This window comes from Achromobacter sp. 413638, assembly GCF_043119405.1.
In the GTDB taxonomy this organism is placed as follows: Bacteria; Pseudomonadota; Gammaproteobacteria; order Burkholderiales; family Burkholderiaceae_B; genus Achromobacter.
The window spans coordinates 1-22,665 of record NZ_JBICCO010000082.1; the positions used below are offsets into that span (position 1 = coordinate 1).

35 protein-coding genes are annotated in these 22,665 nt (G+C 63.7%); 25 read left to right on the forward strand and 10 right to left on the reverse strand.

The window, feature by feature from the left end; genetic code table 11:
* Positions 1–83: 83 nt before the first annotated feature.
* From ACEU5R_RS25465 to ACEU5R_RS25510, 10 genes are read right to left on the reverse strand one after another with little or no spacing between them, the layout of a single operon-like run.
* Complete coding sequence (locus ACEU5R_RS25465; protein WP_392412494.1) at positions 84–272, reverse strand: hypothetical protein; 189 nt, start codon at positions 270–272, stop codon at positions 84–86.
* Positions 269–643 (reverse strand): hypothetical protein, encoded by a 375-nt coding sequence (locus tag ACEU5R_RS25470; RefSeq protein WP_392412496.1) that lies wholly within the window; start codon positions 641–643, stop codon positions 269–271. Before ACEU5R_RS25470 ends, ACEU5R_RS25465 begins: the two co-directional genes overlap by 4 nt.
* Position 644: 1 nt before the next feature.
* The gene (locus tag ACEU5R_RS25475) at positions 645–926 is read right to left on the reverse strand and encodes a hypothetical protein (protein ID WP_392412498.1); all 282 of its coding nucleotides are present in this window, start codon (positions 924–926) and stop codon (positions 645–647) included.
* Entirely contained in the window at positions 916–1,218 is a 303-nt protein-coding gene (locus ACEU5R_RS25480; protein ID WP_392412500.1) for a hypothetical protein, read from the reverse strand. Before ACEU5R_RS25480 ends, ACEU5R_RS25475 begins: the two co-directional genes overlap by 11 nt.
* Positions 1,209–2,396 (reverse strand): ExeA family protein, encoded by a 1,188-nt coding sequence (locus ACEU5R_RS25485; protein WP_392412502.1) that lies wholly within the window; start codon positions 2,394–2,396, stop codon positions 1,209–1,211. The genes ACEU5R_RS25480 and ACEU5R_RS25485 overlap by 10 nt, the downstream gene beginning before the upstream one ends.
* An 8-nt stretch (positions 2,397–2,404) precedes the next feature.
* On the reverse strand, positions 2,405–4,210 hold the full coding sequence (locus ACEU5R_RS25490; protein WP_392412504.1) for an integrase: 1,806 nt from the start codon (positions 4,208–4,210) through the stop codon (positions 2,405–2,407).
* A 10-nt stretch (positions 4,211–4,220) separates the two neighbouring features.
* Positions 4,221–5,102 carry a DUF3102 domain-containing protein gene (locus ACEU5R_RS25495; RefSeq protein WP_392412506.1) on the reverse strand — a complete coding sequence of 294 codons (882 nt, stop codon included), beginning with the start codon at positions 5,100–5,102 and terminating at the stop codon, positions 4,221–4,223.
* Between the two features lie 21 nt (positions 5,103–5,123).
* Complete coding sequence (locus tag ACEU5R_RS25500; RefSeq protein WP_392412507.1) at positions 5,124–5,345, reverse strand: hypothetical protein; 222 nt, start codon at positions 5,343–5,345, stop codon at positions 5,124–5,126.
* A complete protein-coding gene (locus tag ACEU5R_RS25505) occupies positions 5,342–5,650 on the reverse strand; it encodes a helix-turn-helix domain-containing protein (protein WP_392412509.1) in 309 nt (102 codons plus the stop codon). The genes ACEU5R_RS25500 and ACEU5R_RS25505 overlap by 4 nt, the downstream gene beginning before the upstream one ends.
* Positions 5,647–5,898, reverse strand: a complete 252-nt coding sequence (locus ACEU5R_RS25510; protein WP_392412510.1) for a transcriptional regulator — start codon at positions 5,896–5,898, stop codon at positions 5,647–5,649. Before ACEU5R_RS25510 ends, ACEU5R_RS25505 begins: the two co-directional genes overlap by 4 nt.
* A gap of 103 nt (positions 5,899–6,001) precedes the next feature.
* On the opposite strand from ACEU5R_RS25510, the gene ACEU5R_RS25515 reads away from it, so the two are divergent.
* The 25 genes from ACEU5R_RS25515 (at position 6,002) to ACEU5R_RS25635 (ending at position 22,585) form a co-directional block, all read left to right on the forward strand.
* A complete protein-coding gene (locus ACEU5R_RS25515; RefSeq protein WP_392412512.1) occupies positions 6,002–6,466 on the forward strand; it encodes a helix-turn-helix domain-containing protein in 465 nt (154 codons plus the stop codon).
* Between the two features lie 154 nt (positions 6,467–6,620).
* Positions 6,621–7,019, forward strand: coding sequence for a hypothetical protein (locus ACEU5R_RS25520; RefSeq protein ID WP_392412514.1), 399 nt, complete (start codon positions 6,621–6,623; stop codon positions 7,017–7,019).
* A gap of 71 nt (positions 7,020–7,090) precedes the next feature.
* A complete protein-coding gene (locus ACEU5R_RS25525; protein ID WP_392412516.1) occupies positions 7,091–7,390 on the forward strand; it encodes a hypothetical protein in 300 nt (99 codons plus the stop codon).
* A 196-nt stretch (positions 7,391–7,586) separates the two neighbouring features.
* Positions 7,587–7,934: a putative holin gene (locus tag ACEU5R_RS25530; RefSeq protein WP_392412561.1), complete on the forward strand. Its 348-nt coding sequence runs from the start codon at positions 7,587–7,589 to the stop codon at positions 7,932–7,934.
* Positions 7,934–8,566 carry a transglycosylase SLT domain-containing protein gene (locus tag ACEU5R_RS25535; RefSeq protein ID WP_392412517.1) on the forward strand — a complete coding sequence of 211 codons (633 nt, stop codon included), beginning with the start codon at positions 7,934–7,936 and terminating at the stop codon, positions 8,564–8,566. The genes ACEU5R_RS25530 and ACEU5R_RS25535 overlap by 1 nt, the downstream gene beginning before the upstream one ends.
* Entirely contained in the window at positions 8,563–8,997 is a 435-nt protein-coding gene (locus tag ACEU5R_RS25540; RefSeq protein ID WP_392412519.1) for a hypothetical protein, read from the forward strand. Before ACEU5R_RS25535 ends, ACEU5R_RS25540 begins: the two co-directional genes overlap by 4 nt.
* Positions 8,981–9,109 carry a hypothetical protein gene (locus tag ACEU5R_RS25545; RefSeq protein WP_392412520.1) on the forward strand — a complete coding sequence of 43 codons (129 nt, stop codon included), beginning with the start codon at positions 8,981–8,983 and terminating at the stop codon, positions 9,107–9,109. Before ACEU5R_RS25540 ends, ACEU5R_RS25545 begins: the two co-directional genes overlap by 17 nt.
* A gap of 8 nt (positions 9,110–9,117) precedes the next feature.
* Positions 9,118–9,486 carry a hypothetical protein gene (locus tag ACEU5R_RS25550; protein WP_392412522.1) on the forward strand — a complete coding sequence of 123 codons (369 nt, stop codon included), beginning with the start codon at positions 9,118–9,120 and terminating at the stop codon, positions 9,484–9,486.
* Between the two features lies 1 nt (position 9,487).
* On the forward strand, positions 9,488–9,796 hold the full coding sequence (locus ACEU5R_RS25555; RefSeq protein ID WP_033454018.1) for a hypothetical protein: 309 nt from the start codon (positions 9,488–9,490) through the stop codon (positions 9,794–9,796).
* Positions 9,797–9,799: 3 nt separating this feature from the next.
* Positions 9,800–10,378 (forward strand): DUF3486 family protein, encoded by a 579-nt coding sequence (locus ACEU5R_RS25560; RefSeq protein ID WP_392412524.1) that lies wholly within the window; start codon positions 9,800–9,802, stop codon positions 10,376–10,378.
* Positions 10,375–10,650, forward strand: coding sequence for a hypothetical protein (locus ACEU5R_RS25565; RefSeq protein WP_392412526.1), 276 nt, complete (start codon positions 10,375–10,377; stop codon positions 10,648–10,650). The genes ACEU5R_RS25560 and ACEU5R_RS25565 overlap by 4 nt, the downstream gene beginning before the upstream one ends.
* Positions 10,650–12,452: a hypothetical protein gene (locus ACEU5R_RS25570; protein ID WP_392412528.1), complete on the forward strand. Its 1,803-nt coding sequence runs from the start codon at positions 10,650–10,652 to the stop codon at positions 12,450–12,452. Before ACEU5R_RS25565 ends, ACEU5R_RS25570 begins: the two co-directional genes overlap by 1 nt.
* 18 nt (positions 12,453–12,470) lie before the next feature.
* Positions 12,471–14,084, forward strand: coding sequence for a DUF935 domain-containing protein (locus ACEU5R_RS25575; RefSeq protein ID WP_392412530.1), 1,614 nt, complete (start codon positions 12,471–12,473; stop codon positions 14,082–14,084).
* Position 14,085: 1 nt separating this feature from the next.
* On the forward strand, positions 14,086–15,360 hold the full coding sequence (locus ACEU5R_RS25580) for a phage minor head protein (RefSeq protein WP_392412532.1): 1,275 nt from the start codon (positions 14,086–14,088) through the stop codon (positions 15,358–15,360).
* 111 nt (positions 15,361–15,471) lie between these two features.
* Positions 15,472–16,575, forward strand: a complete 1,104-nt coding sequence (locus tag ACEU5R_RS25585; protein WP_392412533.1) for a phage protease — start codon at positions 15,472–15,474, stop codon at positions 16,573–16,575.
* A 38-nt stretch (positions 16,576–16,613) separates the two neighbouring features.
* Positions 16,614–17,027 carry a hypothetical protein gene (locus tag ACEU5R_RS25590; RefSeq protein WP_392412534.1) on the forward strand — a complete coding sequence of 138 codons (414 nt, stop codon included), beginning with the start codon at positions 16,614–16,616 and terminating at the stop codon, positions 17,025–17,027.
* Between the two features lie 36 nt (positions 17,028–17,063).
* Positions 17,064–17,954, forward strand: coding sequence for a Mu-like prophage major head subunit gpT family protein (locus ACEU5R_RS25595; RefSeq protein ID WP_392412536.1), 891 nt, complete (start codon positions 17,064–17,066; stop codon positions 17,952–17,954).
* A 57-nt stretch (positions 17,955–18,011) separates the two neighbouring features.
* The gene (locus ACEU5R_RS25600) at positions 18,012–18,275 is read left to right on the forward strand and encodes an HI1506-related protein (RefSeq protein ID WP_392412537.1); all 264 of its coding nucleotides are present in this window, start codon (positions 18,012–18,014) and stop codon (positions 18,273–18,275) included.
* 146 nt (positions 18,276–18,421) lie between these two features.
* A complete protein-coding gene (locus ACEU5R_RS25605) occupies positions 18,422–18,928 on the forward strand; it encodes a gp436 family protein (protein WP_392412539.1) in 507 nt (168 codons plus the stop codon).
* Complete coding sequence (locus ACEU5R_RS25610; RefSeq protein ID WP_392412540.1) at positions 18,928–19,518, forward strand: phage virion morphogenesis protein; 591 nt, start codon at positions 18,928–18,930, stop codon at positions 19,516–19,518. Before ACEU5R_RS25605 ends, ACEU5R_RS25610 begins: the two co-directional genes overlap by 1 nt.
* A complete protein-coding gene (locus tag ACEU5R_RS25615) occupies positions 19,508–20,131 on the forward strand; it encodes a hypothetical protein (protein ID WP_392412541.1) in 624 nt (207 codons plus the stop codon). The genes ACEU5R_RS25610 and ACEU5R_RS25615 overlap by 11 nt, the downstream gene beginning before the upstream one ends.
* Before the next feature lie 16 nt (positions 20,132–20,147).
* On the forward strand, positions 20,148–20,396 hold the full coding sequence (locus tag ACEU5R_RS25620; protein WP_392412543.1) for a DUF2635 domain-containing protein: 249 nt from the start codon (positions 20,148–20,150) through the stop codon (positions 20,394–20,396).
* Between the two features lie 17 nt (positions 20,397–20,413).
* Entirely contained in the window at positions 20,414–21,886 is a 1,473-nt protein-coding gene (locus tag ACEU5R_RS25625) for a phage tail sheath subtilisin-like domain-containing protein (RefSeq protein ID WP_392412544.1), read from the forward strand.
* A 12-nt stretch (positions 21,887–21,898) separates the two neighbouring features.
* Complete coding sequence (locus ACEU5R_RS25630; protein ID WP_392412546.1) at positions 21,899–22,252, forward strand: phage tail tube protein; 354 nt, start codon at positions 21,899–21,901, stop codon at positions 22,250–22,252.
* Positions 22,253–22,285: 33 nt separating this feature from the next.
* Positions 22,286–22,585 (forward strand): hypothetical protein, encoded by a 300-nt coding sequence (locus ACEU5R_RS25635; protein ID WP_392412548.1) that lies wholly within the window; start codon positions 22,286–22,288, stop codon positions 22,583–22,585.
* Positions 22,586–22,665: the final 80 nt, after the last annotated feature.

Here is a 22,665-nt window from a genome sequence, read left to right on the forward strand (position 1 = left end):
AACCAGGGCTTCGGGGACGTACGAACCATCCGCCTTGAGGCGAAAACCCGGTGGGATGGACGGACGATTGGCGATGGTGCTGGTCATGATGCTTCCTTCATGTTGAGCGAGGCGATGGAGTCGGCGATCTCGGCCGCGGCCTCGTCCACGATGGCTGAGATCTGCACAATGGCGTCGTGCTTGCTTACCGAGCTGGCCGGCGCCTGGTGGCGGCGCAACACGGTCTTGATACGGATGAGCGCCTCAACGGCGACATCGTCAGATTTGCTCATGGGATCTCCTGAAAGGCGGCGAACGCCTCGATCCTGGAAAAAATGGCCGCGCACAACAGCCCAATCGCACTGGCGGCGGCTTCATCGTCACGCGCGCTCACGCCCTGCAGGTGATGGATGACTGCATGGGACACCTCGTGGGGCACGATCTCGCGCAAGTTGCTGCCCGAGAGCGGCACCGCGACCGTCCCGACCACGCGGGCACCGGGTGCGGCCGCCTGGAAATAGCCGTGAACGACCTTGCGATCGCTGCGTCGCCGGCCCCCGCGATACTCTGCGTCCACATCGGCCACATTCGGCAGCAACCGCACGCGCACCCGCATGCCTGCAACGACAACATGAAAGACCATCAAGGCGCGAGTGCGGGCCATGTCAGTGCCTCGTTGCCGGCTTGTCGGTCAGCGCGAATCGCGTACGCTCAACCGCAGCAGCGATGTGTTTGCGCAGCGCGTCGTCGTCGTTGCCGAGTTGGGCGCTCATGATGTCGCTGAGCAGCTGGCTCAGCTCGGCGAAGGAGCTGCGCAACGAGCAGTGCTCGAAGAACAGGTTGACCAGGTCCTTGTTGGCACCGTGCAGCGCGTTGCGCAGCTGGTCGATCGAGTCAAATGCCGCCGGGTTGGCCAAAGTCGGGCCCGACATGAATTCAACCGTCATGGCGCACCTCGTCTTGTTGGATTGCCAGGCGCACGCCCTGAAACAGCGCGGTGATGCGTCCATCGGCCTGGCGCGTAGATGCTTCGCACATCCCCCGCAGGTACTCTGCGGGCATACCGCGCAGGTCGACGAACAAGATGGGCGTGCCGCTGTCGTCGGGAATCAGCTCCTCGCTGATCACACGCAGGCCCAGCGCCCGCAGCGCCCGGCCCGCGGCGTTGGCAGCCGCAATCTGCGCGATACGCGCCGGGGTATAGACCCGCGGCGCCGTGGTGTTGGCGATCAGTTCCATTTCGTCTCCATGACGATGTCGGCGCTAACCGCCGGAGCGCCGTTTTCCGCGGCCAGGTTCATGGCAGCGGTCAAGAGGTTGTGCACCGCCAAGGGGTAGAGGAACGAGCGTTCGGTGTGCCCACGCGGCACCGGCGGCGACAAACGCTCGCGCAGCGCCTGCAGGCCATCGGCGGTCACGATCTTGGAGAGGTCCACGCTGAAACGCCTGAGCCGGAACCGCAGGTAGTCTTCCAGGTGCTCGCCCAGCGGCGGCAGCGTGATGATCTCGCAGCGCTGGACCACTTCGCGCACCGAGGGATCGCGAGGGTCGAGCTTCTCGGCGAGCTCGTTCTGTCCGAGCAGGATCACACTGAGCAGGCGCGAGAAGCCATCCTCGAGCTCGACAAAACGCTTCAGGTGGCGCAACGTGGCCTTGGGCATGGCGTGCGCCTCTTCGATCAGCACCGCGTGACGCACGCCGGCGCGGTGGCTCTCTTTCAGGCGGTTCTCCAGCTGGCGGTACCGTGCGTCACTGCTCGCGCGCAGCGGTTCATGCGGGGCGATGGTGGCCATGATCGCGTCCAGGATCGCGCTGGCCTTGAGCGTCTTTCCCTTGGTGTCGTCGGCCTCCATGCCGACAACGTAGGGGCGGATGATCTGGATGGGCATGTCCGCGCGCTGCACGCGCTCCTGCAGGTCGCGACGCAGCGTGGTCTTGCCCGAGCCCGACTCGCCTACCACCGCGACAAAGCCGCCGCGTTTGCAGGCATCCAGCAGCTGGGCACGCGTGTAGCGCAGCTGTTCGTTGGCATAGAACTCGTCGCTGCTGGCGACTTCGTCGAAAGGGTTGCCCGGCAGCTTGAAGTGGCGCAGGGTCTGAGGCTGTAGAATCTGCTTGCGAATCGACATGTGTTCGTCCTCGTTCATGGGGGAATGCTGTTGTTCGGGCGCCACCGCACTGACCTGCGGTGGCGTTTCTTTTTCAAAGGCCACGGCAAGCTGTTCCTCGGTGGCGCCGTGGACCTTCAAAAACTGGATCGTGGCCTCGCGCAGCTGGTGCTGCCGCACCCGAGGCCATAGGGCGTGGTTCACAAGTTGGGCGACCGTCGCCGGGCTGAGTTCGACGGCGATCGCAAGCTGGCTTTGCGACACACCGAGTGCCGGCAAGATCCGTTTGAGTTTCAGCTGCTGTCTCATCTGCTTTCCTAGGCGGCGCGCACGATGTGCACGATGGACGGTTGGATAGGAGCCGGCGCCATGGCGGCGCGCAACGCTTGCGCTGCTGCGTCAATGGCGTCGGCCGGAACGCCCTCGGGGTACAGGGCCTGCAGGCGTGTGTAGTGTTCAGGCGACCAGTCGGAAAACGCGGGCTTGAGCTGCTTGGCGGCCTGGATATGCGAAAGCGGCGACAGGTGAACCGTCGGTGCGACCAGGTCGTGATCCCGGCCGCGGCGCGGCAGTGTGGCGGGCACATGCTCGAGCGCCTGGTCTATGTGGGCGAAGGGGTCAATCTGCCCGCCGAAGGCGACGGTGCCGGCCTTGCGTGCCGCCTTGGCTTCGGTCTCGGTGGAGGTGTCGGTCGCCATCAGTTCCAGGGCCTTGGCGTTGGTCTGCGCGGGCGTGTCGGCGTGACGGGCATAGCTCTCGCCGATCACGGGCGCATCTGCGACCATACCGAATTGGTCATAGGTGACACGTTGCACGACCTGGTAGGCCTCGTGGCCCTCGTCGTCGCTCATGACGACCTGGACGGTGTCCTGAGCCCAGGGGTTCTCGCAGACCAGCAGCTTCTCGCCAACGCAGACGCCAGGCACCGACGACACGTCGTAGTCGGAACCGTGGTAGCTGACGCGCAAGTGCGTGGAAACCACGCGCGACTCGGGTGCGCTGAGCGCGAGTGACCGCAGAAGCTCTGCTGCTGGCGGGGTCACCAATTGTTCGGGCGTGATATGCAGCCAGGCAGAGTCGCGGGTTCGCCCCGTGCGCGTGTGGATCCGGGTGCCGTTGAAGTACCGGCGCCAACGTGCCACCAGCGCATTGATCTTCTCCAGGCTGTCGACCTTGTCTGACGGCAGCAGCCGCAGGGTGGATTCGAAATCGCGCTCGGTGATGTCCTGGCCCTTTTCGACCTGGCCCTTCGCGCGCGGGTTCTTCGGCTTGTTGATCTGGACGTGGATCCGCAACGCCTTGCACAGGTTTTTGAAGATCGCGCTGGTGTTGGCTGATCCCGGGTCGAGCATCACCATGAGTGGAACGCCGAACATGGCCTCGCCCTCTCGGCGATGCATGGCGTCGATGAGCACGTCGACCAGGTTGGTGGCGTTCTCACCGCCCGTCACGTACGTGGAATAGTTCCAACCGCTGGTGTGGTCGGTCACCACGTAGCGCCACAGCGACTCGTTGATGACCTTGATGACGTTGGCCGGCTTGTTCTTGTAGAAGTCGGTGTGGTCCATGATACGCAGACCGCTATCGCCCTTCGACGCGCGTGGCAGGTAGAACAGGACGCAACGCGAGGCATCGATCTGCCATACATGGTTCGGGTGCAGGCTGCGCAGGCTCATTGCCGGCGCCGGCGCGAGCAGTTGCTCCGGGTGCAGACGATAGTTGCGCAAGGCCTTGCGGATGGTGGAGATCGACAGGGGCGAGACCTCGCCCGTCGCCGCGTTGATGCGCAGCGCTTCGATCATGTTGTTGGCGCGCAGCACCTCCACCGCGGCTTCGACGCTCTTGAGCATCTTGCCGTTCTTGCGCATGTGCTCGAGCAGCACGGCGGCGATCATCTGCGCTTCCTGCACCGGCAGCGCCGTCTTGCCGGCGTCCGACCGGCGCTTGCGGGTCGGTTTGGTGACCAGGTCACCGAGCAGGCGATACAGCCTGGCCTGAGACATCTGTAACCGCGCAGCCGCGCCTGCCAGGATCTCGCCCTTACGCCCGTGCGGCGCAACGCGCCAGGCACGCGCAACGTCGGCCAGCTCTTCCGCGATGACTGCGTTGGCGGGGGCTCCCATCGCTCGCTCCTTACTCGTCCTGCGCCCAGGCCGGCAGCTCGTCGCCGTCACCCTGGGGTAGGTTGAATTCGGTGAACAGGTCGCCGATCTGTTGCTGGACCGCGCGCAGGCTGGCAGCCAGAAGTCGCGTGCGCTGCGCATCGCCCTTGCCGTTCTCGACATACGCTGCGCACAGTTTCTCCAGGCCTTCTCGCAGCTTGCCGCCGATGACCGCCTCCAGGCCCACCAACTCGGCCTCGACTTCGGTGTGCAGGCCGACCAGCTGCGCGTCGGGCTTCTCAGCCTTGATCCGGCGGTTGGCAGCGTCACGCTCTTTCTTGAGCGTGTCGATCTGGTCGTTTTTCTCCGAGAGCAGCTTGTCGTTGGCCTCGGCTTCGGCGCGCGCTTCACGCAACGTCTTGCGCAGGTCGGACACTGACATCGTGGCGACGTCGTCGAGCGTAATGCCGGCGACCGTGCCGCCCTCGTTCAGTTCAGCGACCTGGTCATCGTCCAGGACCAGGAGCTCAATAAGTTTCGACTTGTTACCGGCGGCTTCGAGCAAATGGTGCGACGTCGCACCATTTGAAAACTTGAGCGCTGCCTGCTGCATGCGCTTGGCGAGCGTCCGATCAATGCTCAGGCGATCGAGGAATTCATTCCATTCCCCGTGGTGAATGTGTTCCCGCACGACGAGCAGCGCGCGGCCGGCGGCGAGCATTTCGTCCGCGCTGCGCACGAGATGGGTGCGGATGACGTGTTCGTAGCGCGGCAGATCAAAGGGAAGCCCATCGCCGAACTGTTTGAGAACCAGGGCCGAACGCTCCGCGGCCTTGGCCTGAGCCTCACCAACGTTGGCGTCAACCGTCGACGCATCTTCGGATGCGGAAATCTTGTTTTTTGAGCGGGCCATTCGGGGAAACTCCAGGTTTTGTTATCGGGGCTCGACAACGCGGGGGTGGCACACGTCGATGACTTGAACGCGAAGCTCGGACATCGGAATGCTGGAGATGTCACGCAGGATTTGCAGCGCGTGTTCGATCAGCCCGCTCTCGTCCAAGCCAAGAATCGAGACATTGCGGACTTCGATGCGGCATCCGGAGTCTCCAGGCAAATGGATGGCGACCGAGCCGAGCACCTCATAGGCGGGTTTCATGACTGCGCCCCGGCGGCGATGCGCTGGTTCGTCTCAGCCATGCGCTGCATCAGCCGGTCGCAGTGATTCGCATGGGCCTGGGCAATTTGTAGCGTTGCGATGCCATGGGCGTACCGGCCGTTCTCGAAGCGGACGACCAGGTCTTCTGTCATCAGCGTGGCCAGGGCGCGCGAGACGTTCGTTGGTGACTCGCCGGTCATGGCCGCAAGTTCCTGGTTCGACAGTCCCGTGTGGGTATGCCCGCGCAGGGCTTTCCAGATGCGCAGCACGCGCTGCGCGCTGTTGATCGTGGTTTCCTTGCTCATGCCAGCACCCTCCTGGAAGGCGCAGTCTTCAGGCGACGATTGATTCGTTTGGGTTGAGCGTGGCTCGGCCAGAGCGTGGAAATGGGTTGACCAATCAGATCGGCTATAGCGCGCTCGATTCTTGCCGACCGGGTACGGCCGGAGATGACTTCGAAGACCGTCGTGGGCGCGACCTTCAGCTTTGCGGCCAACGCGGTAGGCGTGGTGCCCTTCATGCGAATCGAGGCTTTGATTAATTCAGGATGCATGGCGTCTGCTATCCTCGTAGAGGTGTCGTTTTGAGGTTCGGGAACCGGGCGGGTTCTTGAGGTTGAAGTATGGGTAAATTTTTTCCCATAGTCAAGAAATAAAATGGGGCGTAATTTGGACATCGGAGACCGACTGAGGTCAGAGAGGGAACGGCTTGGAATGAGCCAAACAGAATTCGCAGAGCGTGCTGACGTGACGCGGAAGACCCTTTTTGGCTACGAATCTGGAGAGCGCTCTCCAAGCGCTGACGCGCTGGCAGCTTGGGCCGCAATCGGGCTGGACGTGCTGTATGTCGTCACCGGATCACGCTCGTTCTCGCCAGGCCCGGCCGTCACTTCAGAACAGCGAGCCTTGATTGCTGATTACGATGTCTGCTCGCCTAGTGATCAAGCTGCGCTGCGAAGAACGGCAGCTGCAATGGCCCTGGGAGCATCGGCTAAGGCTGAAACGAAAAAGCCAGTTCGGACGGCGAAACAGTTGTTCACCGGAAAGGTCGCACAGGTGATCACTGGGAATGTCACCAACAAGGCGCCCATAACATTCAATGTGGGGGGGAAGAAGAAGTGAGGAACTTCGGTCAACACGCGGAGCGCGACGTCATTAACCGAAAGGTTCGATTTAACGTCGAGGGGTACAACGTGTTCGTGCTAGTGGTTAGAGGTGATTGTTTTAAAAAAACAAAGAAGACAGGTTGTCATAGTCACCTGCAGGGCGAGCATCTATGAGCGACAACCAGCATTTTCATGGCGACGTAGGTCAAGTCGCTGGCAGAGACATCATCAATACATACTCGGGCACTGGTTCATGGTGGAATGAAAGCACACCCGTGTTGCAGCGCGAGTTGCGCCGATACAAGGACAAGTTGTTTGATGCACGCTGCCGACACTTATTCAACTGGCCGATAGCGCTCATGTTGGGTGCGCTATTTGCTGGTATCGGCTTTCTGCTGTACGGAAATTTTGCAAGCCCCAATGCGGGATACCTACTCATGGGTTGGGCTGTACTTATTCTCCTGATCGGGCTTTGGCTTGACCATAGCCGCCGTAGTACAGGCCTGGAAATAGGCCACTACAAATGGCAAATTGAGCGTATCAAGCTAGTCCTCCTAGATAGGATTTAGTCTAGGGAGTACTGCTTGAGTATATGCACTGGCATGTCGTGAATTCTGAGATCATCTTGTAGGAAATGTCCATGGCTGAGGCTGGAAATAGGATGACGAGAGCATTGATTGGTTTGATCGTTGCGGCAGGCATTGGCTGGTATTTTTGGGGTGGTGGCCTGGATAGGCAAGCCGCCAACAACGTTCAAAAAATCCATGACAAGGTTGCACAGGATGCTGTCGAGCAATATCAGATTGCAGCGCAAAGTGGCGAAAAACGTGATGTCTGTCTTCAGGCACGTCTCGTAGCTGCTGCATACCTGCAAGCGAAGAACGAGTCGAAGTACAAGCAGTGGAAGGTTACGGAACAGGCCGATTGTTCTATGAACTAGCTGCAAATGATTTCTCCGAATTAGAGCCGTTGGCTCATTGCCAACCACTCCTAGTCAGCATTGGTAAATCGGAATCCTTGGTGCAGTAAATCCATTTAATAGCGCTTCAGGCAAGCGGGCGGCACGATGCAGGTTCATTCTGCTCGCCGCCCTTTTTCTTGCTTGGAGTGCTACTGTGTCGTCTCTCGAAAACCCCATTCCCCTGCGTCGCCGCCTGCCGCGCTTGACCACGTGGCTGTTCGTTGCCGCATTGCTGATCGTCGTGATCGGCATCGTTTCCCCCCAGCAAGTTCCGGTCGCGATCTATAAGTTGAGCCTGATCAGCCTGGCGGCCGTCGGCTCTTACTGGATCGACCGTGCACTGTTCCCGTACGCTCGTCCCGATGGCTACCTGGTGCGTGATTGGCGTTGCGGTACCTGCGTCGGCACGCACCGCGTGGACTACCCCATCGCGGACGGCTACGAAATCCCCTTCATGGTCTCGACGATCCGCCGCACGGCGATCGCGGCTGCGGTCATTCTGGCTGTCGCGCTGGGGCTGTGATGGGCCAGCAGCTCATCCGTCTCGGCCGACACCTGGTCGTGCTGCTCGTGGCCAGCTGCACCGCGCTGCCGGCGCCGGCGGCCGACGTGCCGCGTGCAGCCCAGCAGTACCGGTCGGAGCTCGTGCGTAATGCCCGTGTCGTCTGGGGCATGGACGCACCGGTCTCGACGTTCGCCGCACAGATCCATCAGGAGAGCGCCTGGCGCCCCGGCGCCGTCTCTGCCGTGGGCGCCCAAGGCATGGCCCAGTTCATGCCGGCGACCTCCAGCTGGATCGCTGGGCTTTACCCCGCGCTGGCGCAGAACGCCCCTTTCAATCCGTCCTGGGCGCTGCGCGCCCTCGTGACGTACGACCGCTATCTCTACGACCGTATCCGTGCGCGTGACGACTGCGAGCGGATGGCGATGACACTGTCGGCCTACAACGGCGGACTGGGCTGGATCTCGCGTGACCAGAAACGAGCATCGAGTTCGGGGCTTGACCCGCTCATCTGGTGGGGATCGGTCGAGACGGTCAATGCGGGCCGATCGGCGGCCAACTGGCGCGAGAACCGGGCCTATCCCGACCGCATCATCCACCACCATCAGCCGACCTATGTTGCCGCATCCTGGGGGCCTGGCGTATGCCCGTGAATCTGAACATCGTGGGCTGGGCGATCGCGCTAGGCGCACTCGCCGCCGGCCTGGGCTACTGGCGCGGCGAGGCCAATGGGCACGAGCGTGGTGTTCTCAAGACCCAGGCTGCGCACGACGCCCGCCAGGTCGAGTCGCTTGCCAAGGGGCTGGACGCGCTACGCGCCGACGTCGTGGGCAGCACGGCGATGAACAGGGAACTGCGCACGGCAATGACGGGCCTGGAGCAGCAGAACAAGACGTCGAATACGGAGCTCAAGAATGCGATTGCGAAATCTCGCCCGGCTGGTGCTGTGCAGTGCCGTTTCGATGCTGACAGCATGCGGATCCTCGGCGCCGCGGCAGACCGAGCCGATGCCCTGGCGACCGGCGGTCTTGCTGCCAGCGGAACTGGCCGCACGGTGTCAACCGGTCGTGCGCCCGATCGATGACTCGGACGTCGCGGCCGCGGTCGCCTTGGAGGCGATGTACGGCCTGTACGGCACCTGCGCAGGCAAGCACGTGGACACCGTGGACTACATCAACAAGCCGGAGGGGCGGTGAGGATTGAATTGGAAGTTTGGCAGCTCATCACGCTGCTGCTGGGATTTTTCGGGGCCTGTGCGGGTGCGGGCAAGCTGCTGATGACGCAGATGCAGCGCCATCTTGATCTGCGCTTTCATGCGCAGGAAGAGGCGCGCGCGGCCAATCACGAGCAGGTCCAGCACCGACTGGACAGACTGGAGGAATCCGCCAAGGTTGAAGCGGGAGAATGGCAGCGCGTTGAACGCGAGTTCCTCGAGATGCAGCGCGACATGGCCTTGCACTACGTGCGTCGTGAGGACTATATCCGCGGCCAGAGCGTGGTGGAGGCCAAGCTCGACGGTCTGGCAATGAAGATCGAAAACCTGCAGTTGCGGGGCGTATTGGATGGAAAATAACATGCAAATTGACCTGGCCCGCTCGCGTCGCGAATCGCTGCGCTGGCTGATCCTGTTGACGCTGAACAACGCGCGCCCCATCGGCGCCTTCGAGGGCCCGATCCTGTCGGTCGCCCAATCGGAGTATCCGGACGCCACGCCTCTGGAACTGCGCCGCGAGCTCGACTACCTGTCGGACCGCGACCTGGTCAAACTCGAAAAGCGCCCGGACGGTAAATGGTTTGCCGATCTCACGCGGTACGGCACTGATGTGGCCGAATACACGATCGACTGTGAGCCTGGCATCGCCCGGCCCGTCAAGTACTGGTGACCCATGGCTGGCAAGAGCAGCATTCATCGCCTGCCCGAGGAGATCAAGGCTTACATCGAGGCGCAGTTGGCAACCGGCTGCCATACGCTCGATAGCCTGATCGCAGACCTGCGCGAGCGGTTTCCGGCCGAAGCGAACGCGGGAGAACTTCCGAGCCGCAGCGCCATTGGGCGCTACGGACAGAAGCTCGAGCGCAGGCTGGCCGCGATCAGGGCCAGCACTGAAGCAGCCAAGCTCATCCGGGCGCACGCCGGCGACGAGATCGACGCGCGCAGCGAGGCCTTGACCGCCTTGGTGCAAACCGAGCTCTTCGAAGCCATCATCGAGCTGCAGGAAGCCGACGAAGAGACCGACTCCGGAAAGCGGGTGGAGCTCTTGAGCAAGGCGGCAAAGAACATCGCCACGCTGGCGCGCAGCTCGGTCAACTTGAAGAAGTTCCAGGCCGAGGCCGAGGAGCGTGCACGGCGCGCGCTGCTCGCCCAGCAGGACGCAAAGCTGCAGGAAGTCGCCAAGGCTCAGGGCATGAGCGCCGAGCAGGTCGATTTCTGGCGCCGTGACTTCCTGGGCATCCACGCACCATGAGCATCTTCTCGCCGATCCCCCGTTCCGAACTGGGTACCCGCTATACACACTACGGGTGGTTCTGCCTGGTCGTACCGATCTACATCAGCGAGCTCGAGGGCGAGGCGCCACAGATCGTAGAGCGCAACGGTGTACCCGAATGGGTGTTGCACTTTGCCTTTTGCCTGTTCGATGCCTACATCCGGCTCGCCTACCAGGTGACGGACAATGCAGACGTCGAGTACCCGCTCCTGGTGACCGGGCCTATTCCTTCGCCCGCGGGGGAGTCGTGATGGCGGCCATCATTCAGCCATTGGCTTCGACCCTCCGTGTCCTGGAATGGGACGACCTGCCCGCCAGCGTGCGCACGATCTCGGACAACTTCAATCCGTTGGCGGACGGCATTCTGATGCTGCACCAGCGCCAGGTCGCCGCGCTTAAGGCGTCGATCATCGCCATCCCGAAGGGCCGGCGCACCGGCATTACCTTCGGCACCATGCTGGACAAGACGCTGGTGGCTGCGGCGCGAAAGTCTGCAGGCGGTGACAACGTCTACTACATCGGCGACACCAAGGAAAAGGGCCTGGAGGCGATCGGCTACTGCGCCAAGTTCGCCCGCGTGATTGCGCGGGCCCAGGGCGAGGGTGTCTCTGGCGTGGAGGAGTTCCTTTTCGAAGACCAGGACGAAGGTGGCAAGACCAAGCACATCACGGCGTACCGCATCCGGTTTGCAAGCGGCTTTCAGGTGTGCGCCCTGTCCAGCCGGCCAGCGAACATCCGCGGCCTGCAGGGGCATGTCGTCATCGACGAGGCGGCCTTCCACCCGGATGTGCAGGGCGTGCTGGACGCGGCCACTGCACTTCTGATCTGGGGCGGTCAGATCACCATCATCAGTTCGCATAACGGCAAGAACAACCCCTTCGCCCAGTTGTGCCGGGACATCGAAGCCGGTCGCTATGGCGCAGACGCAGCCGTGGTGACGGTCACGTTCGACGACGCGGTCACCAACGGCCTGTACGAGCGGGTGTGCTTCATGAAAGGCACGCCGGCCACGGCCGAGGGCAAGAAAGAGTGGTACAGCAAGATCCGCAATGCCTATGGGGTGCGCAAGGCGGCCATGCGCGAGGAACTCGATGCCATCCCGCGCGACGGCAGCGGCGTCAGCCTGCCTGGCGTCTGGATCGAGAACGCCATGGCCGAGGAGCGGCCGGTCGTGCGCCTGGCGCTTGACGATGACTTCGTGCGTAAGAGCGAGGCGGAACGCCGCTCATTCGTCGAGGACTGGATTCGCCGCCAGGTTGAACCCGCCCTGGCACTGCTCGATCCCAAACTGCAAAGCGTTTTCGCCCAGGACTTCGCGCGCCACCGCGACTTCTCGGTGTTCGGTGTTGGGCAGATCGTGGCGAACCTGCGCCGGCGCGTGGCGTTCATCGTCGAGATGCACAAGGTGCCCACGCGCCAACAGGAGCAGGTCATCTGGTACATCATCGAGCACATGCCGCGCCGTTGCGGCGGCGCCATGGATGCAACAGGTTCGGGCGAGACCCTGGCCGAATACACGGCCGACAAGTTCGGGCACGATCACGTCCACCAGATCAAGCTGAACCGCGCCTGGTACGGCACCTGGATGCCCAAGCTGATCCAGGGCTTCGAAGACGGGATGATCGACTTGCCGCGCGATGCGAACGTGGTGGCCGACCTTCGCGCGATCGAAGATGTCGAGGGCATACCGATGGTGGTGAAGCTGCGGCGCAAGGATTTGAAGGATCCGGAGCTGACCCGCCACGGTGACTCGGCGGTGATGCTGGCGCTGCTGTGGTTCGCGTCGATGAACCTGGCCGCGCCCATCGACTACACGCCGGTACCGCGCCAAACGAGTCGTTGGGATGCGTTGCCCGGCGAGCACGATGATGACAAGCCGTGGGCCGGCGACGGCGCGTGGCGTGAGGCACTTCAAATTTCCGGCCTTTTGGGGCGTTTTTTTGGGTGGGTGGCTACGCTGACCCCAATCGCACGCCTGAGGGCCTTTATAAACACGTGTAAACGGCTTGCCGGGGCTTCGGTCCACCGGGGAACCGTCGCAGGTTTGGGTTGAGACCCGAAAGAGAGATTCATGGCTCAAATCGTTGATCAATTCGGCCGCCCGATCACGAACATGCACCTGGAAGAGCCGCAAACGGCTCGGCTGGGACACCTGCAATCGGAATGGGAGAACCATCCCACGCGCGGGCTGACCCCGCCGCGGCTCGCGCAGATCCTGCAGCAGGCCGAGACGGGCGACATCACGGCGCAGCACGAGATGTTCGCGGACATGGAGGAAAAGGACGCGCACCTCTTCAGCGTCATGCAGACACGCCGCCTGACCGTCAGCCAGCTCGACTGGTCGATCGAGCCGCCAGCGAACCCCACCAGTGCGGAGCAGGACGAAGCGGCCTTCGTGACCGAGGTGCTGCAGGGCCTGGAGATGGAGGACGTCCTTTTTGACATGACCGATGCAGTCGGTCATGGGTTTTCGCCTATCGAGCTCGGATGGAACACGATAGAGAAGACGCGCATGCCGGTCACGGCAACATTTCGCCCGCAAGGGTGGTTTCGTACGCCGATCGCCCCGGGCCTGGATCGCAACGAGCTGCGCCTGCGCGATAACAGCGCCGATGGAGAATCGCTCTGGCCGTTTGGCTGGATCATGCACACGCACCGCTCGCGCAGCGGCTACATCGCCCGCACCGGCCTGTTTCGGGTGCTCGCCTGGCCGTGGCTCTTCAAGAACTTTGCCGTGCGCGACCTGGCTGAGTTCCTGGAGATCTACGGGCTGCCGCTGCGTCTGGGCACGTACAACCCCAATACCTCCGACGACAAGGCGCGAGCGACGCTCTTGCGCGCTGTGATCGGCATTGGCCACGATGCGGCGGCCATCGTGCCCGAGGGCATGAAGATCGAGTTCAAGGAAGCTGCAAAGGGCGAGTCCACGCCGTTTGACAGCATGATTGGTCTGATGGAACGCAGCACTAGCAAGGCTGTGCTGGGCGGCACGCTGACCAGCGGCGAGGGCGAGCACGGCACGCAGGCCCTAGGAAAGGTGCACAACGAACTGCGCCACGACCTGAAGAAATCCGATGCGCGCCAGCTGGCCACCACCCTGACGCGCCAACTCGTGTACCCGATCCTGGCGGTCAACCGGGGCCGCACATCGTTGCACCGGTGCCCGCGCCTGGTTCTCGACACGCAGCAGCCCGAAGACATCAAGCTGCTGGCTGATTCGCTGCCCAAGCTGGTGAACATGGGCATGCGGATCAAAGCGGACTGGGCGCACAGCAAGCTCAAGATCCCGATGGCCGAAGAGAAGGATGCGATCCTGCAGCCCGTTTCGCCATCATTTGGCGATGGTGCCGGCGGGCTCGCAGGGTTGGCTGCTGACCGCCGACGCCGGCCCGCTCCTGCGCAGCTGGCGCGGTTGAAGGCCGCGCCGGGCGATCCGACAAACACGGCGGCCGACGCGATCGACAGCCTGGTCGATGCCATGCTCGATGAGTGGCAGGCCAACTCAGATCCGGTCCATGCGGCGATTCAGCAGGCGCTGGACAGCAGCACGTCGTTCGAGGACTTTCAGGTGGCGGTCGAGCAGCGCCTGGCAGCAATGGACGCCACGGCGCTGGCGGACCTGCTCAGCCGCGGCACGCTGGTGGCCCGCCTCTGGGGCAATCTGACCAACGGCGGACGCACCTGACATGGCCGCCATCGAGCTGGAGCCGCTGCCGCCGCGAGAGGCTGTCGAGTTCTTTCGCCAGAAGGGCTACCGGATGGCGTTCGCCTGGCAGGACATGCCTGCCCAGGAGCACGCCGCCGCCTTCACGGTGGCCAAGGCGATGCGGCTGGATGTGCTCAAGGAAATCCGCGGCGCCACCGACCGCGCGATCGCCGAGGGCACGACGTTTCAGGACTTTCGGCGCACGCTCGGCCCGCAGCTGCAGGACAAGGGCTGGTGGGGCAAGCGCGAGATGGTCGATCCGGTCACCGGCGAGACGGTCAATGCGCAGCTCGGCAGCGATGCCAGGTTGCGCAAGATCTTTGACACCAACGTTTCCACCGCGTATTCCGAGGGGCAGTCCGAGCGGATCCAGCGCAACATTGAGCTGTTTCCCTACCTGCAGTACTTGCGCAGCTCGAGCGAGCACCCTCGCTTGTCGCACGCACCCCTTGCCGGCCGCGTCCTGCGTGCAGACGATCCCTGGTGGCAAGCGCACATGCCGGTCAAGGCATGGGGCTGCAAGTGCGGGGTGCTGCAGCTGACCGCGCGCCAGGTGAGCCAGATGGGCCTTGAGGTCAGCGAAGCACCGCCTGAGCGGTATGTCGAGTACACGAACACCCGCACGGGCGAAACCATGGATGTGCCGGTGGGCGTGCATCCCGCCTTCAACTACCGGCCAGGCCTGCGTCGCGAAAGCCTGGCCCGAGCGTTGATGGACAAGGCCGATGTAGCCGAGCCACGCACGGCGGCGCGCATGCTGGCCGACGGCGCCGACCAATGGGCGCCACTGGTACAGGTCGAGTTCAACGACTTCGTCGGCCGCTACACCGGCGGCGAGCGTCGCACGGTTGGTCAGCGTCGCGTGGTCGGTGCATTCTCCAGCGACCAGGTCGACGCGCTGCAGGGCGCCGGCCAGCTTCGCGGCGCGGGCGCCCGCGGCACGATTCACGTCGACATGACAAAGCTGCGGAGCATGCTGGGCGGTGGGCAACATGCTCCTGGTCCGGCTACGGACGCCGGCGCCGCGCTCGTCGCGCAGTTGCCGACGCTGTTGCGCCAGGTCGGTGAGGCATGGCTGGACGGGCATCACGTGGTGCTGCTATGTACCTCCCCCTCCGATTCGCAACGCGTGGTGAAGGTTGTCGTGGACCTCACAGGCCAGGCGGGCGGCAAGGCCGGGGGCAATGGCGTGGTCTCGATGGAAGTGATCGACCCCGCATCGTTTGACCGCACCGGTCTCTCCAGGCTGCAATAGGTGACGGCGGTGGGCGAGCAGCAGCCACTCCGGCCACACCAGGCGCACACCCGAAAACGCGGTAAACCCGTTTAATAGAGCGTTCCAAGGCATGGCGTCAGACTGGCGCCCATGCCTAAGTCCACCACTCCACTCCTTGCCGCGTTCGCCGTGCAGATCAAGCGCACGGGCGATGATGGCGCCATCCCTGAGCTGCATCTGCTGCCTGATGGCGAATTCAAGCCGCAGGCGGCCGAGGATGCGCGCGAGATGCCCAAGTCGGGCACGTACCGCATGAACGCCCAGATCGCGGAGAAGGTCATCGCCCTGGCGCGGGCGAGCGTCAACGATCTGCCGATCGACTATGAGCACCAGACGCAACAGGCGGCTACGAACGGCCAGCCTGCGCCGGCGGCCGGGTGGATGGCGGGCGCAAAGTTCGTCTTCCGCCCTGGCGAAGGCCTCTTTGCCCAGGGAGTGCAGTGGACCGCGCGCGCCAAGCAGATGCTGGACGACGATGAATACCGCTACCAAAGCGCCACATTCCTCTATCACCCCGAAACCGGTGACGTGCTGGCCATTGTTGGCGCTGCGCTCACCAACCGTCCTGCCCTGGACGGGTTGACCAGCGCTCAGCTGGCCGCGCTCAGCGCGCAGTTCGCGCACCAATTCCTTCCCCCCACATCCGAGGACGACATGAACCCTCTGCTCAAAGCCCTGCTCGAAGGCCTCGGCCTGCCCGAGACCGCCACTACCGAACAAGGCGTATCCGCCCTGGCCGCACTGAAGTCCCAAGCCGCGCAGGCTGGCCAGATCGCTGGCCTGAACGCCCAGATCGCGACGCTCAAGTCGACGCCGCCCGATCCGACCAAGTTCGTGTCGGTGGAAGCCGTTGCTTCCTTGAACACCGAACTGGCGACCCTGCGGGCGCAAACCGTTCAGGGCGAGCTCGATCAGATCATGGACCAGGCCAAGGCTGAAGGCAAGGTGGCCAGCGATGTCGTCGAGAAGACCTGGCGCGACATCGGCAAGGCCGACCTGGCGCAGCTCAAAGCGCTGGTAGCCGCCACGCCCGCCAACCCGGTCCTCGCCGGCAAGCGCCAGACCGATGGCAAGCAGCCGGGCCAGGACGCAGGCGAGCTGAACCAGGCCGAGCTCGCCGTGTGCGCCGCGATGGGCATGACGCCCGAGCAATTCAAGGCCGGCAAGCAAGCCCAGGGCCTGGCCAACGGCTGATCGCCGCTTCCCCCGTTTCTCACCTTCAGGACACTTCCATGACCGCGCTGACCCAGGATCGCAACACACTGCGCCGTGACGGCAACCAGATCGAACCGCCTGTGGCGGCCGCCACCAAGATCTTTGGCGGCTCGATCGTGTGCATCAACACCGCCACGGGATACGCCGTGCCGGGATCGACCTCGACCACGCTCAAAGCCGCGGGCGTTGCCGAAAGCCGCGCCGACAACAGCGCGGGCGCTGCGGGCGAGATCCGCGTGCGGCTGCGCAAAGGCCCGCACCACTTCGCCAACAGCGCCTCGGCCGACCTCATCTCCCTGGCGGATATTGGTGCCGACTGCTACATCGTCGACGACCAGACGGTGGCCAAGACCTCGGGCACCAATACCCGCAGCGTGGCCGGCAAGGTGTTCGACGTGGACGCTGATGGCGTCTGGGTCGACTTCGCCTGATCGGCCACCAGACCCTCGTATCCGGAGATTTTCGACATGATCATCAATCACGCCAACCTGGCCATCCTCAACCAGGCCTACAACGCTGCCTTCCAGTCGGGCCTGACCACTGCCGCCCCGATGTGGAACCAGCTGGCCATGCTGGTGCCCAGCACCACCAGCACCGAGAAGTACGCATGGCTGGGTTCCATCACGAAGTTCCGAGAGTGGCTCGGTGAGCGGACCTATCAGAACCTGAAGCAATCGGACTACTCGATCAAGAACAAGACCTGGGAAAACACGGTCTCGGTCAATCGCGACGAAATCGAGGACGACCAATACGGCGTTTACAAGCCCGTCATCCAGCAGCTGGGCCAGGACGCGGCGACGCACCCCGACGAACTTGTCTTCGCGCTCCTGCAGGCGGGCTTCTCCACGCGTTGCTTCGACGGCCAATATTTCTTCGACACGGATCACCCTGTCGGGCAGCCCGGCAAGGAGGTCAGCGTCAGCAACTTCCAAGGCGGCTCGGGCGCAGCCTGGTTCCTGGTGGACACGACCAAGGTGATCAAGCCGATCATCTACCAACGCCGCCGCCCCTACGCCTTCCAGTCCAAGACGAGCCTGACCGATGAAAACGTCTTCTCGCGCAACGAGTTCGTCTGGGGCGCCGACGGGCGCAGCAACGTGGGCTATGGCCTGTGGCAACTGGCTTACGCTTCCAAGCAAGCTCTTGACCTGCAGGCGTATGCCGATGCCCGCGCCTCGATGCAGAGCCAGAAAGCCGATAACGGCAAGCCGCTGGTGATCCGCGCCGCCGAACTCTGGGTGCCGCCCTCGCTGGAACAGGCTGCGTTGGAAGTCATCCAGGCCGACCGCCTGGCCAATGGCGCGAGCAACGTGATGCGCGGCACCGCCAAGGTTGTGGTCTGCCCGTACCTGGTTTGACCCACCAAGCCCCGTCCGCACCACCTGACCCAACCCGATTTACCGGAGATTGCCCACATGGCTACCGCCAAATCCCGAGGCCGCCAGGCCACCGAAAAGCCGCCCGTCACCAAGCCCGACGGCGCCAAGGCCCTGAAGGTCGTACCCAAGATCGACGGCTTTCGCCGCGCTGGCCGTGCCTTCGCCGGCGAGACGGTGATTCCGCTGTCCGAGCTGACCGATGAGCAGTTCGAGCAGCTCACCACCGAACCGCAACTGGTGACGATGCTGATCGATCCGCCTTCCGATCAGGTCGAAGGCAGCCAGGCAGCCGCAACCTGACCCTCCCCAGCGACGGGCGTTCAACCTCATCTGTTGCGTCTGACGGATGGGATGAGCCACGCAGACGCTACCGCCCAACCTCTGCCGGGGCTGGATAGAGCGGGAACTGGTTTTGGTCCAGCCCCGGCAATTTCACGGTCTTTTCCATGTCCTACGCCACCACCACCGAGCTGCTGATTCGCTTCGATTCCGATGAAATCGCCCAGCGCGCGGACCGCCTGGTGCCGCGCCTAGTCACCGACGAAATGCTGCGCATCGCGGCAGCCGGTGGTGATCTGAGCGGCTTCACACCTGAAGAGCGTGCCGCGATCGCGCGGGCCATGGAGAAGGTCGACCGCGCACTGGCCGACGCGCGCAACACGATCGACAGCTATATCGCTGGACGGTACACCTTGCCGCTATCGACGGTGCCGCAAGTCCTCACGCGCATCGCTTGCGAGCTGGCGCGCTATTACCTCTACGACGATCAGATCACGGATACCGTCAAGCAGCGCTACGACGCCAACATCAAGTTCCTGGTAGGCGTGGCCTCGGGCGACGTAAAGCTTGGCGTAGATGCAGAATCGGGGGTCGAGCCGGCCGGCGGCGCCGGCGCCGAGCTGTACACGGCCGGCCGCATTTGGGATCGCCGCTCTTCGGGAGGGTTTCTCTGATGGTTCAGGCCACGATCCGATTTGAGGGGCAGAAAGGTCTGGATGCCGCGCTGTCTCGCCTGGCCGTGCTTGGTCGGTCGCCGCGGCCGATCTTCAAGGCGATCGCCAACTACGGCGAGTCGTCGACCCGCCTACGCTTTGAGCACCAGCGCGGTCCGGACGGCGCTACTTGGAAGCCCAGCCGCCGAGTCCAGAAGTCCGGCGGGCAGACGCTGGTCAAGAGCCGGCGCCTCCTTCGCAGCATCACCAACGCCTATGGCGAAAACTTCGCAGCCTGGGGCAGCAATGTCGCCTACGCCCGCATCCACCAACTGGGCGGGGAAATCAGCCGCGCAGCGCACTCCACCCGCATCCGCCTGCGCACTGACCCCCGCGGCAACCTTGTGCGCCAGCCCGGCAATCGCAAGCTGGCGGTGTTCGCCCGCGACAGTCACAAGCGTGCACGCACGAGCTGGCACGAGATTGGCCCCCACAAGATCCGCATGCCAGCGCGCCCGTTCGTGGGCGTAAACCGTGAGGATCTGTGGGCGATGGGACGCCTGACCGTGCAGACGATTCAAGCAGCTGAAGGAGGTCCAAGTGCTCGGTAAGCATGAACTGGCGCTCATCGCAGCCTTGAAGGCGCGCCCAGGCATCCAGAAGACCACTCGAACGGTGGGAAGCCTGCCGGCAGTGCCTGACGACACCAAGCTGCTGCAGCGCTACCTGGTAGACGCTCCTGCGCTGTATGTGACCGAAGGCCTATATCGCATCGTCGACGACATGGGGCTGCTGTCCTTCACGGTCGGCATCGTTGTGCGCAACGTCGCGGGCAACACCCAGGCACGCCTGGGCGACGGTATCTCGGTCAGCGCGGATCAGTTGCTGACCCTGGTGGTTCGGACCCTGCACGGGCGACGCATTGGCGATGCCAGCTGGAACATCCGCCGCGCTGAGTACTTGGAGCCCATCGACGTCTTCGAGGCCGCCGGGCTCACCGTGGTCGGTGTGTCGATTGAAAGCACGCTGATGGCTCTACCGGATGACCCCGACGAGCTCGACGGCCTGGGCGACCTGCGGCACGTCCACCTGGACATGGATATCGCCCCGCATGCAGGGCAAGAGGAATACGGCAAGTGGCTCGCCGAGCCGCCTGACTACGCCACCGACAGACCTGACCTGCAGGCTGACATTCCGCTGGCTGGCGCCGGCACCGACCACTGACACCCAAGGATCCAGAATGCAGACCGTCACCCTCAAACCCGCCTTCATCGACGGCGAACCGCTCAAGGTGCGCAAGCCCCAGGGCGGCTATCTCGCCACGCAGGGCGAGCTCATCGTGCTGACCACCTACTGGCGCCGGCGTCGCGACGACGGCGACGTGGTCGCGGTCGATGAGACGCAGCCTGACGCATCCGCGCCGGCCGACGCTCCGGCCACGCCCGTCAAGTCCGCTTCGGCCAAGGGCGCCAAGCCCGTCACCGAGTAACGATTCAAGGAGCCGCCATGCCGGACAACATCATTTTCAATACGATCCCGACCGACATCCGTACGCCGGGCCAGTACGTCGAGATCGACAATTCCAAGGCGTTGCGTGGGCTGCCGTCGCTCAACCGCCGCATCCTGGTGGTGGGCAACAAACTGCCCACCGGCACGGCGGCCCCGCTGACCCTGTACCGTGTGAACAGCGGTGACGAGGGCGCCACGCTGTTCGGCCGCGGCAGCGTGCTGCACGAAATGCTGCGCCTGGCGCGCACGGCCAACAAGACGAGCGATATCTGGGCGCTGAGTGTCGAAGACCTCGCGGCCGGTGTCGCCGCTACCAAGACCATCACCGTCACCGGCCCCGCTGCCGCCGCCGGCACGATCGCCCTCTATATCAACGGTCAGAAGCTCTCGATCGGTGTGGCGGCGGGCGACACGGCATCGGTTGTCGCCACGGCTATCGTCGCAGTCGTCGACGGCTACCTGAACGGCCCGGTCAAGGCAACCGCAGTCGCCGGCGTGGTGACGCTGACGGCACGTCACAAGGGTGCCTTCACCCAGGGTATCGGCGTGTTGGTCAACTTCTACGACGACGAGTCCCTGCCGGCTGGCCTGACTCTGGAGATCGCCAACGGCGTGGTCGGCACCGGCAATCCGGACGTGGCCGACGTGGTGGCAGCGATCTCCGACGAATGGTTCTACACCATCATTTCGCCCTGGAGCGATTCCGCGAACATGGCGATCATTGAGGCCGAGCTCGACAGCCGGTTTGGTGGAATGGACATGCGCACCGGCCACCTATTCACCGGCGTGGCTGGCACGCACGCCCAGCTCACCACCTACGGATCGGCACGCAACAACGAGCACAGCTCGTTCATCGGCGTGAAGAACCCGCCCCAGGCGCCGTATCTGTGGGCGGCTGTACACGGCGCAGTGGTTGAGTTCAACGGCGCCATCGACCCGGCACGTCCCTTTCAGACGCTCGATCTGCCGGGCCTGTTGCCGCCCAGCCCGAAGGACCGCTTTCGTCGTGAAGAGCGCAACCTGCTGCTGCACGATGGCTGCAGCACGTTCACCGTCTCCCAGGACGGCATCGTGCAGATTGAGCGCGTGGTAACCACATACCAGACCAACGCCTGGGGGATCGAGGACGTTTCCTACCTGGACGTGGAGACCGTGTGGACGGCGGACTACATGCGCTATGCCTTCCGCACCGCCGTGGCCACGAACTTCCCACGACACAAGCTCGCCGACGACGGTACCGACTTCGACCCGGCACAGCCGATCGCCACGCCGTCGATGATCGCGGGTGTGCTGATCGCCACGGCCAAGTCCCTGGAGAAGGCCGGCCTCCTGGAGAACTTCGCGGACTTCAAGAAGAACCTCATCGTCCAGCGCAGCATGGTCGACCGCAACCGCGTCAACGCCGTCATCCCGCCTGATCTGGTGAACCAGTTCCGGGTGTTCGCCGGCAGCATCCAGTTCATCCTGTAAGGAATCAAGAACATGCCTCAAGTTACTGGTCGAGTCTTCATCAGCGTGGGCGGGCGCCGTCTGCGCAGCAAGCCTGGCGCCACGCTCGATATCGGCGGCGTCTCCCGCGCACCCGTCACGAGCGACAGCGGCGTCGATGGCTATACCGAATCGACCGCCGCACCGGCGGTCAACTGCACCATCAGCCATATGTCCGGTGTGAGTCTGGCCGACCTGGCCTCGATCCGCGACGAGACCATGCGGTTCCAGACCGACACGGGCATCGGCTACACGATCCGCGGTGCCTGGTGCGCATCGCCGCCCGTGCTGGGTGGTGGCGGTGAAGTCACGCTCGCCTTCAACGGCGTCGAGTGCATCGAGGGCTAGGCCCGCTTTTGTAAACCCGTTTCAAGGAAGACCATGAAAACCCCCCTGACCGTTATCAAGAAGCTGCCCGCGCCGTGGATCTTGGGCGGCAAGCCCGTCACCGAGATCGAAGTGCGTGAGCCGGATCTGGGCGACTCGCTGGAGGCCGAGAAGGAAGCCAACCCGGCCCTGCAGCCTACCGCTTTCCAGGTCGCCCTGGCCTGCCAGGTGCTGGTCCGTGCGGGTGATGACACCGGCCCCTTCGTGCCGGCGCAGTTCAAGGGCCTGAAGGGCAAACAGTGGGCGGTGTTCCGCGAGGCCATGCAGGAGGCTGAAAAGCTGGGGGAAGGCTGACGCGCGGCCGCGAGGGCGCGCTCCTGCAGATCATGCTCTTGGCATCCCGGCTCGGCTGGAGCCGGGCCGAGATCCTGGCG

Coding starts and splice junctions, on each gene's coding strand:
- ACEU5R_RS25465 (WP_392412494.1), bottom strand. CDS start 272: ATGAGCAAATCTGACGATGTCGCCGTTGAGGCGCTCATCCGTATCAAG.
- ACEU5R_RS25470 (WP_392412496.1), bottom strand. CDS start 643: ATGGCCCGCACTCGCGCCTTGATGGTCTTTCATGTTGTCGTTGCAGGC.
- ACEU5R_RS25475 (WP_392412498.1), bottom strand. CDS start 926: ATGACGGTTGAATTCATGTCGGGCCCGACTTTGGCCAACCCGGCGGCA.
- ACEU5R_RS25480 (WP_392412500.1), bottom strand. CDS start 1,218: ATGGAACTGATCGCCAACACCACGGCGCCGCGGGTCTATACCCCGGCG.
- ACEU5R_RS25485 (WP_392412502.1), bottom strand. CDS start 2,396: ATGAGACAGCAGCTGAAACTCAAACGGATCTTGCCGGCACTCGGTGTG.
- ACEU5R_RS25490 (WP_392412504.1), bottom strand. CDS start 4,210: ATGGGAGCCCCCGCCAACGCAGTCATCGCGGAAGAGCTGGCCGACGTT.
- ACEU5R_RS25495 (WP_392412506.1), bottom strand. CDS start 5,102: ATGGCCCGCTCAAAAAACAAGATTTCCGCATCCGAAGATGCGTCGACG.
- ACEU5R_RS25500 (WP_392412507.1), bottom strand. CDS start 5,345: ATGAAACCCGCCTATGAGGTGCTCGGCTCGGTCGCCATCCATTTGCCT.
- ACEU5R_RS25505 (WP_392412509.1), bottom strand. CDS start 5,650: ATGAGCAAGGAAACCACGATCAACAGCGCGCAGCGCGTGCTGCGCATC.
- ACEU5R_RS25510 (WP_392412510.1), bottom strand. CDS start 5,898: ATGCATCCTGAATTAATCAAAGCCTCGATTCGCATGAAGGGCACCACG.
- ACEU5R_RS25515 (WP_392412512.1), top strand. CDS start 6,002: ATGGGGCGTAATTTGGACATCGGAGACCGACTGAGGTCAGAGAGGGAA.
- ACEU5R_RS25520 (WP_392412514.1), top strand. CDS start 6,621: ATGAGCGACAACCAGCATTTTCATGGCGACGTAGGTCAAGTCGCTGGC.
- ACEU5R_RS25525 (WP_392412516.1), top strand. CDS start 7,091: ATGGCTGAGGCTGGAAATAGGATGACGAGAGCATTGATTGGTTTGATC.
- ACEU5R_RS25535 (WP_392412517.1), top strand. CDS start 7,934: ATGGGCCAGCAGCTCATCCGTCTCGGCCGACACCTGGTCGTGCTGCTC.
- ACEU5R_RS25555 (WP_033454018.1), top strand. CDS start 9,488: ATGCAAATTGACCTGGCCCGCTCGCGTCGCGAATCGCTGCGCTGGCTG.
- ACEU5R_RS25560 (WP_392412524.1), top strand. CDS start 9,800: ATGGCTGGCAAGAGCAGCATTCATCGCCTGCCCGAGGAGATCAAGGCT.
- ACEU5R_RS25565 (WP_392412526.1), top strand. CDS start 10,375: ATGAGCATCTTCTCGCCGATCCCCCGTTCCGAACTGGGTACCCGCTAT.
- ACEU5R_RS25570 (WP_392412528.1), top strand. CDS start 10,650: ATGGCGGCCATCATTCAGCCATTGGCTTCGACCCTCCGTGTCCTGGAA.
- ACEU5R_RS25575 (WP_392412530.1), top strand. CDS start 12,471: ATGGCTCAAATCGTTGATCAATTCGGCCGCCCGATCACGAACATGCAC.
- ACEU5R_RS25580 (WP_392412532.1), top strand. CDS start 14,086: ATGGCCGCCATCGAGCTGGAGCCGCTGCCGCCGCGAGAGGCTGTCGAG.
- ACEU5R_RS25585 (WP_392412533.1), top strand. CDS start 15,472: ATGCCTAAGTCCACCACTCCACTCCTTGCCGCGTTCGCCGTGCAGATC.
- ACEU5R_RS25590 (WP_392412534.1), top strand. CDS start 16,614: ATGACCGCGCTGACCCAGGATCGCAACACACTGCGCCGTGACGGCAAC.
- ACEU5R_RS25595 (WP_392412536.1), top strand. CDS start 17,064: ATGATCATCAATCACGCCAACCTGGCCATCCTCAACCAGGCCTACAAC.
- ACEU5R_RS25600 (WP_392412537.1), top strand. CDS start 18,012: ATGGCTACCGCCAAATCCCGAGGCCGCCAGGCCACCGAAAAGCCGCCC.
- ACEU5R_RS25605 (WP_392412539.1), top strand. CDS start 18,422: ATGTCCTACGCCACCACCACCGAGCTGCTGATTCGCTTCGATTCCGAT.
- ACEU5R_RS25610 (WP_392412540.1), top strand. CDS start 18,928: ATGGTTCAGGCCACGATCCGATTTGAGGGGCAGAAAGGTCTGGATGCC.
- ACEU5R_RS25620 (WP_392412543.1), top strand. CDS start 20,148: ATGCAGACCGTCACCCTCAAACCCGCCTTCATCGACGGCGAACCGCTC.
- ACEU5R_RS25625 (WP_392412544.1), top strand. CDS start 20,414: ATGCCGGACAACATCATTTTCAATACGATCCCGACCGACATCCGTACG.
- ACEU5R_RS25630 (WP_392412546.1), top strand. CDS start 21,899: ATGCCTCAAGTTACTGGTCGAGTCTTCATCAGCGTGGGCGGGCGCCGT.
- ACEU5R_RS25635 (WP_392412548.1), top strand. CDS start 22,286: ATGAAAACCCCCCTGACCGTTATCAAGAAGCTGCCCGCGCCGTGGATC.